Source organism: Pseudonocardia sp. NPDC049154 (genome assembly GCF_040648315.1).
Taxonomy (GTDB): Bacteria; Actinomycetota; Actinomycetes; order Mycobacteriales; family Pseudonocardiaceae; genus Pseudonocardia.
Window position 1 is genome coordinate 70,714 of the sequence record NZ_JBEZDN010000018.1, and the last position, 16,613, is coordinate 87,326.

Annotated in this window: 13 protein-coding genes and 1 pseudogene; 9 read left to right on the forward strand and 5 right to left on the reverse strand. The window is 75.5% G+C overall.

Annotated features, from left to right (window positions below):
* Positions 1–51 precede the first annotated feature (51 nt).
* Positions 52–2,025 carry an acetate--CoA ligase gene (gene acs, locus AB0B41_RS12570; RefSeq protein ID WP_358202126.1) on the reverse strand — a complete coding sequence of 658 codons (1,974 nt, stop codon included), beginning with the start codon at positions 2,023–2,025 and terminating at the stop codon, positions 52–54.
* Between the two features lie 160 nt (positions 2,026–2,185).
* Here acs and AB0B41_RS12575 point away from each other — a divergent pair, with 160 nt between their 5' ends.
* Positions 2,186–2,929 carry an oxidoreductase gene (locus AB0B41_RS12575; protein WP_358202129.1) on the forward strand — a complete coding sequence of 248 codons (744 nt, stop codon included), beginning with the start codon at positions 2,186–2,188 and terminating at the stop codon, positions 2,927–2,929.
* Between the two features lie 392 nt (positions 2,930–3,321).
* Here the strand turns inward: AB0B41_RS12575 and AB0B41_RS12580 are convergent, their stop codons facing one another.
* Complete coding sequence (locus AB0B41_RS12580; protein WP_358202131.1) at positions 3,322–4,185, reverse strand: HAD family hydrolase; 864 nt, start codon at positions 4,183–4,185, stop codon at positions 3,322–3,324.
* 650 nt (positions 4,186–4,835) lie between these two features.
* Here AB0B41_RS12580 and ssd point away from each other — a divergent pair.
* The 7 genes and pseudogenes from ssd to AB0B41_RS12615 form a co-directional block, all read left to right on the forward strand.
* Positions 4,836–5,933 carry a septum site-determining protein Ssd gene (gene ssd / locus AB0B41_RS12585; protein ID WP_358202133.1) on the forward strand — a complete coding sequence of 366 codons (1,098 nt, stop codon included), beginning with the start codon at positions 4,836–4,838 and terminating at the stop codon, positions 5,931–5,933.
* On the forward strand, positions 5,930–7,126 hold the full coding sequence (locus tag AB0B41_RS12590; protein WP_358202136.1) for a TadA family conjugal transfer-associated ATPase: 1,197 nt from the start codon (positions 5,930–5,932) through the stop codon (positions 7,124–7,126). The genes ssd and AB0B41_RS12590 overlap by 4 nt, the downstream gene beginning before the upstream one ends.
* Positions 7,123–7,929, forward strand: coding sequence for a type II secretion system protein (locus AB0B41_RS12595; RefSeq protein WP_358202138.1), 807 nt, complete (start codon positions 7,123–7,125; stop codon positions 7,927–7,929). Before AB0B41_RS12590 ends, AB0B41_RS12595 begins: the two co-directional genes overlap by 4 nt.
* Complete coding sequence (locus AB0B41_RS12600) at positions 7,926–8,798, forward strand: type II secretion system F family protein (protein ID WP_358202141.1); 873 nt, start codon at positions 7,926–7,928, stop codon at positions 8,796–8,798. Before AB0B41_RS12595 ends, AB0B41_RS12600 begins: the two co-directional genes overlap by 4 nt.
* Positions 8,799–8,940: 142 nt before the next feature.
* Positions 8,941–9,330 carry a DUF4244 domain-containing protein gene (locus tag AB0B41_RS12605; protein WP_358202143.1) on the forward strand — a complete coding sequence of 130 codons (390 nt, stop codon included), beginning with the start codon at positions 8,941–8,943 and terminating at the stop codon, positions 9,328–9,330.
* Entirely contained in the window at positions 9,330–9,686 is a 357-nt protein-coding gene (locus AB0B41_RS12610; RefSeq protein WP_358202145.1) for a TadE family type IV pilus minor pilin, read from the forward strand. The genes AB0B41_RS12605 and AB0B41_RS12610 overlap by 1 nt, the downstream gene beginning before the upstream one ends.
* Positions 9,687–9,727: 41 nt before the next feature.
* Positions 9,728–10,093 (forward strand): annotated as a pseudogene (locus AB0B41_RS12615) (Rv3654c family TadE-like protein); the annotation flags it as partial.
* A 447-nt stretch (positions 10,094–10,540) separates the two neighbouring features.
* Here AB0B41_RS12615 and AB0B41_RS12620 read toward each other — a convergent pair.
* The 3 genes from AB0B41_RS12620 to AB0B41_RS12630 all read right to left on the reverse strand — a co-directional run bounded on the left by AB0B41_RS12620 (position 10,541) and on the right by AB0B41_RS12630 (position 13,802).
* The gene (locus AB0B41_RS12620) at positions 10,541–13,057 is read right to left on the reverse strand and encodes a DEAD/DEAH box helicase (RefSeq protein WP_358202147.1); all 2,517 of its coding nucleotides are present in this window, start codon (positions 13,055–13,057) and stop codon (positions 10,541–10,543) included.
* 63 nt (positions 13,058–13,120) lie between these two features.
* Entirely contained in the window at positions 13,121–13,453 is a 333-nt protein-coding gene (locus AB0B41_RS12625) for a hypothetical protein (protein ID WP_358202150.1), read from the reverse strand.
* A gap of 25 nt (positions 13,454–13,478) precedes the next feature.
* Positions 13,479–13,802 carry a hypothetical protein gene (locus AB0B41_RS12630; protein ID WP_358202152.1) on the reverse strand — a complete coding sequence of 108 codons (324 nt, stop codon included), beginning with the start codon at positions 13,800–13,802 and terminating at the stop codon, positions 13,479–13,481.
* Positions 13,803–14,223: 421 nt separating this feature from the next.
* Between AB0B41_RS12630 and AB0B41_RS12635 the strand changes: the two genes are divergently transcribed.
* Positions 14,224–16,521 carry a sodium-translocating pyrophosphatase gene (locus AB0B41_RS12635; RefSeq protein ID WP_358202154.1) on the forward strand — a complete coding sequence of 766 codons (2,298 nt, stop codon included), beginning with the start codon at positions 14,224–14,226 and terminating at the stop codon, positions 16,519–16,521.
* Positions 16,522–16,613 lie beyond the last annotated feature (92 nt).

Sequence of the window (16,613 nt, forward strand, 5' to 3'; positions counted from 1 at the left end):
ACGGCACTTTCGCTCACACCTACCGAGCGAGAGCGCCGTTCGCTCATGCGGTCAGTCCTCGCCCTTGCCCTCCTTGAGGCCGGTCTGGATCAGGTCCATGACCGCGGAGTCGGCCAGCGTCGAGACGTCGCCGACCTCGCGGTTCTCCGCGACGTCCCGCAGCAGGCGGCGCATGATCTTGCCGGAGCGGGTCTTCGGCAGCTCGTCGACGACCATGATCTGGCGCGGTTTGGCGATCGGCCCGATCTCCTTGGAGACGTGGTTGCGCAGGGCCGCGATGGCCTCCTCGCCCTTCGCCTCGTCCTGGGCCACGTTCCCGCGCAGGATCACGAACGCGACGATGCCCTGGCCCGTCGTCGGGTCCGAGGCGCCGACGACGGCTGCCTCGGCCACCGTCGGATGGCTGACCAGCGCCGACTCGACCTCGGTGGTCGAGATCCGGTGCCCGGAGACGTTCATCACGTCGTCCACGCGGCCGAGCAGCCACACTGCGCCGTCGTCGTCGTACTTCGCGCCGTCGCCGGCGAAGTAGTAGCCCTGCTCCTCGAAGCGCGACCAGTAGGTGTCGCGGTAGCGCTCCTCGTCGCCCCAGATCGTGCGCAGCATCGCCGGCCACGGCTTGTCCAGCACCAGGTAGCCGCCCTGGCCGTTGCCGACCGGCGTGCCGTTCTCGTCGACGACGGCGGCGCCGATGCCGGGCAGCGCGCGCATCGCCGAGCCGGGCTTCGTGGCCGTGACGCCGGGCAGCGGCGAGATCATGATCGCGCCGGTCTCGGTCTGCCACCAGGTGTCCACGATCGGGCAGCGCTCGCCGCCGATGACCTGGCGGTACCACATCCAGGCCTCGGGGTTGATCGGCTCGCCCACGGAGCCGAGCACCTTCAGCGAGGACAGGTCGAACTTCTCCGGGATCTCCCGGCCCCACTTCATGAACGTGCGGATCAGCGTGGGCGCGGTGTAGTAGATCGAGACGCCGTACTTCTGCACGATCTCCCAGTGCCGGCCCTCGTGCGGGGTGTTCGGCGTGCCCTCGTACATCACCGACGTGGCGCCGTTGGCCAGCGGGCCGTACACGATGTAGGAGTGCCCGGTGACCCAGCCGATGTCGGCGGTGCACCAGTACACGCTCTCGCCCGGCTTGTGGTCGAAGACCACGTTGTGCGTGTAGGCGACCTGGGTGAGGTAGCCGCCGGAGGTGTGCAGGATGCCCTTCGGCTTCCCGGTGGTGCCCGAGGTGTAGAGGATGAACAGCGGGTGCTCGGAGTCGAAGTCCTCCGGCGTGTGCTGGTCCGAGGCCGCATCGACGACGTCGTGCCACCAGAGGTCGCGGCCCTCGGTCCACGGCACGTCGGTCTCGGTCCGCTTGACCACCAGGACGTGCTCGATCGAGGTGTCCTCGACCGCCTGGTCGGTGTTCTCCTTCATCGGCGTCGGCTTGCCGCGGCGGAACTGCCCGTCGCTCGTGATGAGCACCTTGGCCTCGGCGTCCTCGATCCGCGCCTTCAGCGCGCCCGGCGAGAACCCGCCGAACACCACGCTGTGCAGCGCGCCCAGCCGGGCGCAGGCCAGCATGGAGAAGACGGCCTCGGGGATCATCGGCAGCTGGATCGCGACCCGGTCGCCGGTGCCCACACCCAGCTCGGCCAGGGCGTTCGCGGTCTTCGAGACCTCGCGCTGCAGGTCGGCGTAGGTGATCGTGCGGGTGTCGCCCGGCTCGCCCTCCCAGTGGAACGCGACCCGCTCCCCGTGGCCGGCCTCGACGTGGCGGTCCACGCAGTTGTAGGCGACGTTGAGCTTCCCGCCCACGAACCACTTGGCGAACGGCGCCTCCCAGTCGAGGACCCGCTCCCACCTGGTCCCCCAGGACAACCGGTCGGCCTGCTCGGCCCAGAACCCCTCGCGGTCCTCGTCCGCCCGCCCGTACCAGTCCTCCGTGGCGTTGGCCTGCGCCGCGAACTCCTCGCTCGGGGGGAAGCTCCGGCTCTCGGTCGAGAGGTTGTCGAGCGTCGCTCCGGACTCGGCCATGTTCTCGTGCCCTCCTCTAGCCGTGGCGCTTCGGCGCACCGGTGCTGAGCGGCGGCGCGCACGTCAGGGAAAACGTAGTGCTCCGCATGCGGCTGCGCACCGTCAGTACGGAGAGGACACCACCCGGTCGGTCAGCAGGTCCCGGTGGCAGCATGGCCCGGTGCCCGCCCGTACCGACCCGCTCGCCCCGCTGACGGACCTGCCCGGGGTGGCCGACGCCGTCGCCGCCGCCCGCGCGGCCCTCGTCCCGGTGCACAACCACCAGGTCAACCGGCGCGGCTGGCCGGCCACCTCGGCCGAGGCGGCCCTGCGCGGGGCGCGGGCGTCGGCGGCGCTCGACGGTGCCCCGCTCACGCCGGCCAGGGAGGACCACGTCACCGACCCGGTGCTGGCCGGCGCGGTCCGCGTGGCCGACGAGGCGACGAAGCTGCTCGCGGTGTGGAAGGGCGCGCCGCTGCAGGCGCTGGCCCGGCTGCACGTGCTGGCGGCGACCGACCTGATCCCGGTCGACGAGCACGAGGACCGGCTCGGGCGCCCGCGCGAGGGCGCGTCGGCGCGGCTGTCCCTGCTGGCCGACCTGGTGACGGGCGGGACCTCGGTGCCCGCGCCCGTCGTCGTCGCGGTGGTGCACGGGGAGCTGCTCGCGCTGCGTCCCTTCGGCACCGCCGACGGCGTCGTCGCCCGCGCGGCGGCCCGGCTCACCGCCGTGGCCACCGGCTACGACCCCAAGTCGCTCGCCGTGCCGGAGGTCGGGCACCTGCGCCGGGCGCAGGAGTACCGCGCGGCCGCCGAGGGCTTCGCCGCGGGGACACCGGAGGGGCTGCGGGAGTGGATCCTGCACTGCTGCCGCGCCTGGGAGGCCGGCGCCCGCGAGGGGATGTCGATCGCCGACGCCCGCGCCTGACCGACCCCGGACATGAGAGGGGGCGGTGCCCCCACCGTGTCGGGAAGGGGCACCGCCCACTCGCACGAAGCACCGGGATCCAGGCGTGCACTACGTGTCGTGCTCCGGCCTCGGCGTCCGGCGTCCCGGTACGCAGGCCCACGACGACATGCCTCCCGCGGCGTGCTGTGCGTGGAGTGCCCGGCGATCGTGCACGGAGCTCCGGGAAGGGGAGTCGGGTGCTTCTCTGCCGCACCGGCCCTGGCCTCGCGGAGGTCCGTGAGGTCATTCGTACCCCGTGAGTGGCACCACAGCAAGGGGTCCGGCGAGGTGCACCGGTTCAGTCCCGCAGGGTGTCGATCAGCGCTCCGCGACACGACCCGGACGGCGGATGCGAGCGCCCGCCCCGTGCGTCAAAATGCGTCCGACCTGCGGAAACGGCTGCCCCGCTCGCGGGTCCGCTGCGCCCACCAGCCGGCGCCTCCCGCCGCGGCGAGACCCAGCCCCGCGGCCGCCACGGCCAGGACCGGCGCCCGCGGACGGAGGCGGGAACGCAGCGAGACCGGGGCCGCGAACGTGAGCACCGGCCAGCCCCGCTGCTCCGCCTCGCGCCGCAACGCCTTGTCCGGGTTGACCACCGTGGGGTGCCCGACGGCGAGCAGGAGCGGCAGGTCGGTGATCGAGTCCGAGTAGGCCCGGCAGTCGGCCAGGTCGTAGCCCCGCTCGGTCGCGATCGCGCGCGCGGCGACCGCCTTCTCCTCGCCGTAGCAGTAGAAGTCGATCTCCCCGGTGTAGCGGCCGTCGCGCACGGACATCCGGGTGGCCAGGCTGCGGTCGGCGCCGATCAGCGCGGCGATGGGTTCCACGACCTCGATCCCCGACGCGCTGAGCACGACGACCTCGTCGCCCGCGGCGTGGTGCTCGGTGATCAGCTCGGCGGCCTCGGCGTAGATCATCGGCTCGACGATCTCGTGCAGCGTCTCGGCCACGATGGACCGGACCTGGGCGACCTCCCACCCCGTCGCGAGGGCGGTGATGCGGCGGCGCAGCAGGTCCATCGTGTCGGCGTCGGCCCCCGCGAACAGCAGCAGGAGCTGGGCGTACGCGCTGCGGAGGACCGCCCGCCGGGTGATGAGGCCCCGCCGGCGGAACGGCCGGGAGAAGGCGAGCGCGGAGGATCCGGCGATGATCGTCTTGTCGAGGTCGAAGAACGCGGCGGCCGGCCGCGGGGCCCGGGGAGCGGCCGGCTGCACGGCGGGGGCGGTCGGAGCGGGCACCGGGGAAGCCTGCCAGACCCCGCGGATCGGGCCCGACGGGGCGCCCGGCCGGCCCCGGAATGGGGACGGCCTCCGCCAGGGGGGATTGGCGGAGGCCGTCGGGCGGTTCAGCCCCGGGGGGTCGAGCTGAACCCGCTCGGACACGGTCCGAGCCGACGACAACTGTAACCGCAAGTACGTCCCGGGGCCATGACTGTCTGCCGGGCGATCGCCCGACGGCCGGACGGCGGCGGGCAGGTGCGGAGCGGGGCCGGGCTGCGGGCCGCAGGTACGGCGTTGGGCGCCGGGTGGGCGCCGCGGAAGAACAGTCGGGGGTTCGCGGGTGCCGCCCGTCGCCGCCGGGGCGCGGTGGGTGGTGGCGGGACTGCTGGCGGCTGCCGGGGTGGTCCGGGACGGCGGTCGTCGGGATAGCGGTCGTCGGTGTCGCGACGGCGAGCGGCCACCCGGCGCGGTCGGCCCGCCCCCACACGCCCCCGCACGATCCTGCCCCCGCACCCCGACGATTCCCGAGATCGACGGCCGCTCCGGGTCGATCTGTCCACACCCGACCCCGACGATCCACAGCGCTGCGATCGGTCCGTCCACCCGCGCCTCGAGGCCGCAGGCTCGTGATCGGCCCCGAGGGACGGGAGCGGCGGAGGGAGCGTGCGATGGGCGAGCGGACACTGGTGATGGTCGAGGACCCCGAACTCCTCGACGCCGTCCTCCGGCTGGCGGCGGCCGCGGGGTGCGAGGTGCACCGGGCGGCCGACGCGGCCGACGCGCGGCGGCACTGGCCGGGTGCTCCGTTCGTGCTGCTCGACGAGGAGTCGGCCCGGCGTTGCGTGCGGGCGGGCCTGCCCCGGCGCGCCGACCTCGTGCTGGTCGGCTTCGACCGGGCCTCGATCGAGGCGCTGGAGTGCGCCGTCGCGCTCGGTGCGGAGCAGGCCGTCGAGCTGCCCGCGGCCGAGCCGCACCTGGTCCAGCGGCTCGCGGCCGCGGCCGAGCAGGGCGAGGCCACGGGTGTGGGGCGGGTGCTCGCCGTCGTCGGCGGGAAGGGCGGGGCCGGGGCGTCGGTGCTCGCGGCTGCGGTCGCCGTGGTCGCGGCGTCCGCCGGCGACCGCACCCTGCTCGTGGACTGCGACCCGCTCGGCGGTGGGCTGGACCTGGTGCTCGGGGCCGAGGAGGTCACGGGCCTGCGGTGGCCGGAGCTCACCATCACGGACGGCCGCGTACCCGCCTCGGCGCTGCACGCCGCACTGCCCGCACCCGCGATCAGCCGGTCCGGTGCCGAGCTCGGGGTGCTGTCGTGTGCGCGGGCGGCGGCCGGGCCGTCCGCCGGCGCCGTCACCGCCGTGCTCGACGCGGGCCGCCGGGCGGGCGAGACGGTCGTGTGCGACGTCCCGCGCTACCCCACGGACGCGGCCGTCGCCGCCCTCGACGCCGCCGACCTGACCGCGCTGGTCGTCCCGGCCGACGTACGCTCCTGCGCCGCGGCGGGCCGGGTCGCGGCGGTACTGGCCGAGCAGGCGCGCGAGGTCGGTCTCGTCGTACGCGGCCCCTCCCCCGGCGGTCTCGCCCCGTCGGACGTCGCCGACGCGCTCGGGCTCCCGCTGCTCGCGTCGATGACGCCCGAGCGCACGTTGGCGCGGCTCACCGAGCAGGGCGTGCCGCCGGGCCGCAAGCGCGGCCCGCTCAGCACCGCCGCCCGTGAGCTGCTCTCCGCGCTGGCCGGCACCGGAGCACCGAGCCTGCGGCGGGCGTCGTGAGCGCGCTCGTCGACCGCGTCCGGACCCGGCTCGCCGAGGACGGGCGGGAGCCCACCCCGGCGGCCGTGGCCGACGCCGTGCGCGCCGAGTCCGGCGGCGTCGCCTCGGACCTCGACGTCCTCGCCGCGCTCCGGGTGCTCCGCGAGGAGCTGGTCGGGGCCGGCCCGCTCGATCCGCTGCTGCGCGACCCCCGCACCACTGACGTGCTGGTCTCCGGCGGCGGCACCGTGATGGTCGACCGGGGCGCCGGGCTCGAACACGCGCCGGTCCGGCTGCCGGACGAGTCGGCGGTCCGGCGGCTCGCCCAGCGTCTCGCACTCGCGGCGGGCCGCCGGCTCGACGACGCCAGCCCCTACGTCGACGGCTGGCTCGCGGGAGGTCCCGGGGGCTCCGGCGGTTCCCGCGGGGTGCGGCTGCACGCCGTGCTCGCTCCCGTCGCCGTCGACGGGACCTGCCTCTCGCTGCGCGTGCTGCGCCCCGCCGCGCACGACCTCGGCTCGCTCACCCGGCTCGGCACGCTCGAGCCGGCCGCCGAACAGCTGCTGCGCGCGGTCGTCGCGGCGCGGCTCGCGGTGCTGGTCTCCGGCGGGACCGGCTCCGGCAAGACCACGCTCCTCGCCGCCCTGCTCGGCGCGGTCGACCCGGCCGAGCGGATCCTCACGGTCGAGGACGCGCAGGAGCTCCAGCCGAGGCACCCGCAGGTCGTCCGCCTCGTCGCGCGCCCCGCGAACATCGAGGGCGCGGGCGGCGTGAGCCTGCGCGACCTCCTCCGCCAGGCCCTGCGCATGCGGCCGGACCGGGTCGTCGTGGGCGAGGTGCGGGGCGGCGAGGTCTGCGACCTCCTGTCGGCCCTCAACACCGGTCACGACGGCGGCGCGGGCACCGTGCACGCCAACTCGGTCCGCGAGGTGCCGGCCCGGCTCGAGGCGCTCGCCGCGCTCGGCGGGATGGAGCGCGCGGCCCTGCACAGCCAGCTCGCCGCGGCGGTGCAGGTCGTGCTGCACATGCGGCGCACCCCACGCGGCCGAGTGCTCGAGGCCGTCGGGGTGCTCGGCCGGCAGACATCGGCCGGGTCCGCCGAGGTGGTCGTCCGGCCGGTGTGGGAGCGCGGCCGCGGATGGACCGCCGACTGCGACCACCTGGACCGCTTCCTCACCGAACGAGGGGTCCCGGCGCCGTGGAGTGCGTCGTGAGCGCGGCGGTGCCGGCCCTCCTGGCGGCCGCACTGGTGTGCGCGCCCGGCCCCTCGGCACGCCGTCGGCTGCGGGTGCTCGCGCCGGTGCCCACGGCCCGTGCCTTCGCCGTCCCGCCGCTGCGGCTGCTGGTCGTGCTCGCCGGTGCCGGGCTCGGCCTGGTGCTCGGCGGACCTGCGGGCGGAATGGCGGGAGCCGGGGTGGCGGAGGTGGTCCGGCGCCGGCGGGCACGGGCCCGGGAGCGGGCGGGAGCGACCGCCGCCGCCGGCGAGCTGGCCGAGGCCGTCTCGCGGATCGTCGAGGAGCTCCGCAGCGGGGCACACCCCGCGGCCGCACTCGACGGCGCCCGCTCGGACGGCCCGTTGGCAGCGGCGGCGCTGGCTCCGGCGGCCGCCGCCGCCCGCCTGGGCGACGACGTCCCGGCCGCCCTCCGCCGCGGCGGCGCCGAGCGCGCCGACCTGGTGGGGACCGAGCTGCGCCGCCTCGCCGGCGCCTGGTCCCTGGCCGACCGGCACGGCGCCCCGCTCGCCGATCTCCTGTCCGGTGCCCTCGCCGACCTGCGCTGGCGGCTCACCTTCGAAGCCCGGGTCCGTGCCAGGCTCGCCGGACCGCGCGCCACCGCCGGGGTGCTGACCGCGCTGCCGGTGCTCGGGCTCGGCCTGGGCCATCTGCTCGGGGCCGATCCCCTCGGGGTGCTGCGTGGCGGGCTACTCGGTCAGGTCCTGCTGCTCGTCGGCTCTGGTCTGCTGCTGGCCGGTCTCCTGTGGAGCGACCGGATCGCGACGGGCCCGGTGAGCCGATGACCACGACCGGCGGGACGCAACTCGTGGAGGTGGTGCTCGCGCCCGTTCCATCGACGAATCTCCGGGCCTGGACCGCAGCCCTGGCCGACGCGCCCGCGGCCGGTCTCCGCGATCCGTCGCACGCCTCCCTGGCCGCCGCGCTGGTGCTCCTCGCCCTCGCGCTGCTGGTGGGCGGCGCGCCGGGCGCCAGGGCCCGGTTGAGCGGTCTGGTGTCGACGGCCGCGCCGGCTGCAGAACCGGCCCTGCCCCTCCGCCGCGGCTGGACGGCGGTCGGAGGGCTGGCCGTCGCCGTCGTCGTCTGGGCAGTGGTCGGCGGGCCCGCGGCCGGCGTGGCCGGCGTCCTCGGCGCTGTCGTCGTCGGTGCGGCCGCGGCCGTAGGTCTGCACGTCCTGGTCGCGCGGGCGATGGCGCGCCCGGTCCGCGGGGGAGATGCCGGTGGCCTGGCGGCGGGGTGGGAGATCCTGGCCACCTGCCTCGAGGCCGGGCTCCCGGTCCCGTCGGCCGCCGAGGCCGCGGCGCTGCGGATCGAGGGCGAGGTCGGCACCGGCCTCCGCCGGGCCGCGGGACTGCTCGAGCTCGGGTCGGCCCCGGCAGAGGCATGGGCCGCGGTCGCGTCGGTGCCGGGCCTCGAGGCGTTCGGCCGAGCCGCCCGGCGGTCGGCCGACACCGGCGCCGGGCTGGCGCGGGTGGCCCGGTCGGAAGCGGCGCGGCTGCGCGCCGGGCTCAGCGATGCGGCCGAGGCGAAGGCGGAGCGCGCCGCGGTGCTGATCGCCGCGCCGCTGGGTCTCTGCTTCCTCCCGGCCTTCCTCGCCCTGGGGATCGCGCCGGTCGTGATCGGCCTCGCCGGAGAGGCCCTGGCGCGATGGTGACCGCTCCCCGCACCGCCCGACCGCCCCCGCCGCACCTGCCCTGCCGACCCGGCAGCGCCCACGGCCGGCTCGCCGGCGCACTCGACCCCGCGCTCCGCCACTCGTCCCCACCGATTCCGACCCCGACATCCAGGAGGACCCGATGTCCCTGCCCGCCCTCGCCCTGCCCCGGCCCGAGCCGCGCCGCGACCCGCGGCCCGGCCCCCGCAGCGGTGCCCTCCGCACCTGCCCCGAGCCCACCGACCTGCGGGTTCCCGGCGAGACCGAGCGGCTGTCCGGCACCCCGGCCGACCCGGGCCCGCCCGGCCGCAGCTCGCCGCTGCGACGTCTCCGCCACCGGCTCGCGGCGCTCCTCCGCGCCGCCACGGCCCGGCTCACCGCCGACGACCGGGGGATGTCGACCGTCGAGTACGCGATCGGGACGCTCGCGGCGGCCGCGTTCGCCGCGGTGCTCTACACCGTCATCAGCGGCGACTCGATCGTCACGGCGCTGACCCAGCTCGTGCAGCGCGCGCTGTCGGTCACGTTCTGATGCGCCGGGCCGAGCGCGGCGCGGTCACCGTCGAGGCGGCGATCGCGCTGGGCGCGCTCACCCTCGTCGTCCTCGCCGCGCTCGGCGCCGTCGCCACGGTCGCCGCCGCGGTCCGCTGCACCGACGCGGCCCGGGAGCTCGTCCGCCTCGCGGCCCGGGGTGAGGCCGACCGCGGGCGCGCGGCCGCCGAGGCGCTCGCTCCCCGCGGCGCGACCATCGAGCTGAGCGTCGGCGCCGCCGAGGTGCGGGCCGTCGTCACCGCGGCGCCCGTCGGCCCCGTGCCGATCCGCGTCAGTGGCACGGCGGTCGGCGCCCTCGAACCCGGCGCCGTCACCACCTCCGAGGCGGCGGCATGAGGACCGGAACCACGCCGCGCCGCTCGACCGCGCGCACCGTGATGAAGGGCGCCCGCCGGCGGGGCGCCGAGCCACCCCGCAGGGAACCTCCGGACCGGGGATCCGCCACGGTGTGGGTGGCCTTCGCGGCGGCCGCGCTCCTGGCGGTCACGGCGTTCCTCGTCGACGTCGGCGGCGCGGTGCTCGCCCGGCACCGGGCGGAAGCGGCCGCCGATCTCGCCGCACTCGCGGCGGCCGGCGACCCCGTGCAGGGCGAACAGGTCACTTGTGCCGCGGCGCGACGGATCACGGACACCATGTCGGCCGAGCTCACCCGATGCACTCTGGACGGCTGGAACGCGCTGGTCGAGGTGCAGGTGCGGCGGCCGTGGAGCCTGCTCGCCGCAGGGTCGGCGACCGGCCGCGCCCACGCCGGACCGGTGCCGGACAGGGAGCCCTCGACGGCCACCGGAAGACCAGCGAGCGACGAACCGGTGAACGGTCGGGAGCGCCCGGTGAACGGTGTCGCGATTCCGGCCTCCGCCACCTGCAGCCGGCCGCCCGACGGTTGCCCGTCGATCGACTCCGGCACCCGCGCTCGTCGTGGGACCGGAACCGATCGGCGACCGCGTCTGGCGGCTCCCGCGCGGACCGGGCCTACTGAACACGGCACGGCGCGGTCGACGAGCACGGCGGAGTCGACACCACCGTCCACGAGCACGCTCCCCAGACCGCGGTGGGACCGAGGCGCTCCGTCGCTGACCCCCATACGGACCCACCGCTCGCTGGCCGCCGCCGGCCGGTCCGGCCCCCGACGGGCCCGCCGGCGGCGGCCGACGACGACACCCCCGGCACCCCCGGCACCCCTCCCGCGCTCAGCCGCCGGCCGGGTACCGCACCAGTGCTCCGATCACCAGGTCCAGCACGCGGACCGCGCCCGCCTTGTCCAGCGGGTTGTTCCCGTTGCCGCACTTGGGCGACTGCACGCACGAGGGGCAGCCGGTGCGGCAGCCGCAGTCCCGGATCGCCTCGCGGGTCGCCCGCAGCCAACGCTCGAGCACCGCGTGCCCCCGCTCGGCCAGGCCCGCGCCGCCGGGGTGTCCGTCGTGGACGAACACCGTCGGCAGCCCGGTGTCCGGGTGCAGTGCGGTCGACAGGCCGCCGATGTCCCAGCGGTCGCAGATCGCGAAGAGCGGGAGCAGACCGATCGCGGCGTGCTCGGCGGCGTGCAGCGCGCCGGGCAGCCGTGCCGGGTCGATGCCGGCGTCGGCCAGCAGGCCCTCGTCGATCGTGTACCAGACCGAGCGGGTCTCCAGCGTCTGCGCGGGCATGTCCAGCGGCACGGTCTCGAGCACCGTCCCGTCCGGCGTGCGGCGCTGGTAGCCCACGACCTGGCTGGTCACGCGGACGTCACCGAAGAACACGGAGACCGGGCCGTGGTCGCTGCGGGCCCGCACGGCCACGATCTCGACGTCCGAGTTGGACCGCGCGTCGGTGCGCCAGTCCGGCTCCTCCTGGTGGACGAGCGCGACGCCGGCGTCGAGGTCCAGCTCGTCGACGACGTAGCTCTCCCCGCGGTGCAGGTAGACCGCACCGGGGTGCGCGGTCCCGGGCGCGGAGGCGCCGTCGACCGTGCCGAGCATCCGCCCGGTCCCGGCCTCCACCAGCGCGACCTGCCCCAGCCCGGAACCGCGGATGTCGACCGACGCGGCGGGCTGCTCCCGGGTCGTCGGCCAGAACCATCCGGTCGGGCGCCGGCGCAGCACCCCGTCCTCCACCAGCTCGCTGAGCACCTCCTCCGCGACGGCGCCCCCGAACACGCTCGCGACGTCCGCCTCGGTGAGCGGCATCTCGGCGGCGGCACACACGAGCTGGGGCGCCAGCACATACGGGTTGCCGGGGTCGAGCACGCAGCTCTCCACGGGCGCACCGATGAGGGCCCGCGGGTGGTGCACGAGGTAGGTGTCCATGGGGTCGTCCCGCGCGACGAGCACGACCAGTGCCTCGTCCGCGGCCCGGCCGGCGCGCCCCGCCTGCTGCCAGAAGGAGGCGCGGGTGCCCGGGAAGCCGGCCACGACCACGGCGTCGAGCCCGGCGATGTCGACGCCGAGCTCGAGGGCGTTGGTCGTGGCCACGCCGAGCAGCTCGCCGCGCATGAGCGCGCTCTCCAGGGCCCGGCGCTCCTCGGGCAGGTAGCCGCCGCGGTAGGCCGAGATCCGCGGCACCAGGTCCGGGTCGACGTCGGCGACGAGCCGCTGTGCACCCAGCGCGGTGACCTCGGCGCCTCGGCGGGAACGCACGAACGCGAGGCTCCGGGCGCCCTCCACCACGAGGTCCGCCAGCATCCGGGAGGACTCGGTCGAGGCGGGCCTGCGGACCGGGGCGCCGTTCTCGCCGCTGAGCTCCGGCAGCAGCGGCGGCTCCCACAGCGCGACGGTCCGGCCCGCGCTGGGCGAGCCGTCCTCGGTCACCGCGCTGACCTCGCGGCCGGTCAGCCGGCAGGCGAACTCGCCGGGGCGGGCCACGGTCGCCGAGGCGAGCACGATCGTCGGGCGCGCGCCGTAGCGCTTCGCGACCCGCAGCAGACGGCGCAGCAGCAGCGCGACGTGCGAGCCGAAGACCCCGCGGTAGGTGTGGCACTCATCGACGACCACGAACGCGAGCTTGCGCAGGAAGCCCGCCCAGCGACCGTGCCGCGGCAGCACCGAGCGGTGCAGCATGTCCGGGTTGCTGAAGATCCACCGCGCGTGCCGGCGGGCCCAGTCCCGCTCGTCCATCGGCGTGTCGCCGTCGAGCGCCGCGGGCCGGACGTCCGGCAGGCCGAGCTCGCGCAGGACCCGCAGCTGGTCGGCGGCGAGCGCCTTGGTCGGGGACAGGTACAGCGCCGTGGCGCGGGGCTCGGAGGCGAGCCGCGACAGCACCGGCAGCTGGTAGACGAGGGACTTGCCCGACGCCGTGCCGGTCGCGACCACGACGTCCCGACCCGCGTGGGCCAGCTCCGCGCCCTCGGCCTGGTGGCTCCACGGCCGGGCCACACCCGCGCGGCGGAACGCCTCGACCACCTCTCGCGGCGCCCACGCCGGCCAGTCCACGGCCCGCCCGGGCCGGGGCGGCAGGCGTACGGCATGACGCAGCGGGTTCGTCGCCTCCGCGGGGTCGAACTCGTCCTCGAGCTCCTCGCTGTCACCGGCCGCCTCCGGCGGCAGCGTCCCGTCCGCCCCGAGCTCGACCACGGGCACGTCCGGATCGACGCCGGAGCCCGCGAGCACCCGGTTCAGCAGCTCCAGCCCGCGCGCCGACCGCGGCGCCGAGGTGGTGGGCGCGACCGGGTCCGGCGGTCCCTCGACGAGCACCGGCCCGTCGCCCGCCCACCCGATCGCCTGGTCACGCACAGGGTCGAGGCTCGCACACCGCACCGACGGTTCCGCGGGCACGCCCGGGATTCGGGCGCGCGGTCAGGCGCCATCGAACCCTCCCGTGAGCACGACGGCCGCCCCGGACGGCACCGCGTCGAGCTCCTCGCGCGCCTGCGCCCAGCCGCCCGTCCGCGGCTGAATGCTGGGCACCGCGACCACGAACCGCTCCTCCGGGCCGAGGAGCCCGGCGCTGTGCAGGTGGTAGCAGCCGGAGAACCAGCACATCCACCCCTGTTTGGCCACGGCCTCGGCGGCCTCACCGGTGACCGGGCCCGGTGCGAGCAGCCCGAAGTCCTGGGCGAACCCGTCCCGCGCCACGCTGGGCGCCTCGGCCAGGGCGCCGAGGAGCAGTTCGCGGTCCGTGGCCGGCATGTCGAGGACGTGGTCGTCGAGCCGCTTAGTCGTCGGCCGAGACGCGCATCTCGCCCCACTGCGAGGGGACGTCGAGGTCGGTGGTGCCAGCCAGATCCAGGCGGGCCGCGACCCGCGAGGCCGCCGCGGCCCCGTCGAACCGGGACCAGAGCGCGTTCATGGCCGCGTCGTCGCTCGGCCCGAGCGCCCGCCGGATCAGGGCCAGGTCCGGCTCCGTCACCGCGAGCCCCTCGGCGCGCCGCCGGTCCAGCACGTCGACCGCCAGCACCAGCTTGGACAGCGACGCCGCGTAGGTCGGCTCCGCCGCGGCCCCCGCCGAGGCCCGTTCCCCCAGATCCCGGTCCAGCACCGCGATCCGCAGGTAGCGGCCATCAGTGCGGCCGTGCCGCCACCGGCCCCGCGCGTGACCGGATCCGCCGGCGTCGGCGACGCCGGCGTGCCCAGGAGCACGGGTACGAGCGCCAGGGCGACCACCACGACCGCGAGACCGCTCCGGCGAGTCCCGCGGACGGTGCGGCCTCTGTCGATGATCGTTCAATCATCAATCGGACCTGCGGATTCGGCCATTCGGCCGCCTGTGTTCTCGATCACCTCGCCCGACGGGGAGGTGGGGTGCTGTGGATCTCAGGTGCGACATCGGACACACTCGTACACTGCACGCGCCCGTCGCACCGACGCGACGGAGCATGCGCTCGACGCCAGGGACGCCGTCGGAACGCGAGCCGGCCGGATCGGCCTCCCTGGCGCACACCGACGCAACAGGAGGACGGATGTCCGTGCCCGCTGTGGGCCTCGAGCTCGGCTCGGGTGATCGCGTCGTCGTCGGCGTGGTCGCCGTCGTCGCGCTCGCGGCCCTGGCCATCGGCTACATGCTGCTCCGGGAGGTGCTGGCCGCGGGCCAGGGCACCAAGCGGATGCAGGAGATCGGGGAAGCGGTCCAGGAAGGCGCCCAGGCGTACCTGAAACGACAGTTCAGGACGCTCGGTGTCTTCGTGGTCGTCGTCTTCCTGCTGTTGCTGGCGCTGCCTGCGGACGACCTGGGCGAACGCATCGGCCGGTCGATCTTCTTCGTGATCGGCGCGGTCTTCTCCGCCACGATCGGCTACACCGGCATGTGGCTCGCCACCCGTGCGAACATCCGCGTGGCCGCGGCCTCACGGGAGCCGGGCGGCCGGGAGAAGGCCACCCGCATCGCCTTCCGCACCGGCGGCGTCGTCGGCATGTTCACCGTCGGCCTGGGTCTGTTCGGCGCGGCCCTGGTCGTGCTGGTCTACGCCGGTCAGGCGCCCAAGGTCCTGGAGGGCTTCGGCTTCGGCGCCGCGCTGCTGGCGATGTTCATGCGAGTCGGCGGCGGCATCTTCACCAAGGCGGCCGACGTCGGCGCCGACCTGGTCGGCAAGGTGGAGCAGGGCATCCCGGAGGACGACCCGCGCAACGCCGCGACCATCGCGGACAACGTCGGCGACAACGTCGGCGACTGCGCCGGCATGGCGGCCGACCTCTTCGAGTCCTACGCCGTCATGCTGGTCGCGGCGCTGATCCTCGGCTCGGCGGCGTTCGGCCTGCAGGGCCTGCTGTTCCCGCTGATCATCCCGGCCATCGGCGTGATCACCGCGGTCATGGGCGTCTACATCACCCGGGCCCGCGTCGGCGAGAACACCCTCAAGGCGATCAACCGCAGCTTCTACATCTCGGCGGTCTTCGCCGGCGTGCTGTCCGTCGTGGCGGCGTTCGTCTACCTGCCCAACAGCTTCGCCGACCTGACCAACCCGACGGACGCGTCCGTCACCACGCTCACCCAGGACCCGCGGATCATCGCGTCGGTCGCGGTGATCATCGGCATCGTGCTCGCGGGGGTCATCCTCTGGCTGACCGGCTACTTCACCGGCACCGAGGACAAGCCGGTGCAGGACGTCGGGCGCTCGTCGCTGACCGGCGCCGCGACCGTCATCCTGGCCGGCATCTCGATCGGCTTCGAGTCCGCGGTCTACACGGCGCTGGTCATCAGCGCCGCGGTCTACGGCGCGTTCCTGCTGTCCGGCTCGATCGTCGTCGCGCTGTTCGCCGTGGCCATGGCGGGCACCGGCCTGCTGACCACGGTCGGCGTCATCGTCGCGATGGACACCTTCGGCCCGGTCTCCGACAACGCCCAGGGCATCGCCGAGATGTCCGGCGACGTCGAGGGCGAGGGCGTCGACATCCTCACCGAGCTCGACGCGGTCGGGAACACCACCAAGGCGATCACCAAGGGCATCGCGATCGCCACCGCGGTGCTGGCGGCGACGGCGCTGTTCGGCTCGTACCGCGACGCGTTCACGCAGGCGCTCGCCAAGGCCGGGGTCGCGCTGCAGGACGCGGGCAACACGTTCAGCGCGGAGGTGTTCAGCCCGAACACCCTCGTCGGCGTGATCATCGGCGCCTCCGTCGTCTTCATGTTCTCCGGGCTGGCCGTCAACGCGGTGACCCGCGCGGCGGGCGCGGTCGTCTACGAGGTGCGGCGCCAGTTCGCCAGCAAGCCGGGGATCATGGACGGGACGGAACGGCCGGAGTACGGCCGGGTCGTCGACATCTGCACCCGGGACTCGCTGCGCGAGCTCGCCACCCCCGGCCTCCTGGCGATCTTCGCCCCGATCGCGGTCGGCTTCGGCCTCGGCGTCGGCCCGCTGGCCGGCTACCTGGCCGGCGCCATCGCCACCGGCACGCTGATGGCGATCTTCCTCGCCAACTCCGGCGGCGCGTGGGACAACGCCAAGAAGCTGGTCGAGGACGGCAACCACGGCGGCAAGGGGTCCGCCGCGCACGAGGCGACGGTCATCGGCGACACCGTCGGCGACCCGTTCAAGGACACCGCGGGCCCGGCCATCAACCCGCTGATCAAGGTCATGAACCTGGTCTCGGTGCTGATCGCGCCGGCGGTCGTCGTGTTCACCGTCGGCGACAGCGCCTCGGCCCCGATCCGGATCGCGATCGCGGTCGTCGCTGTGATCATCATCGTCGCGGCGGTCACGGTGTCGAAGCGCCGCACGTCGTCGATCCAGGAGACGCCCGCGGACAGCCCCGTGGCGTGATCCGGCGCGGCCGACCGGCGGAGTCCGGTCGGCCCCGCCCCCGGGCCGCACGGCGATCAAGTGGTCGCCCACTCCACCATAAGGAAATACAC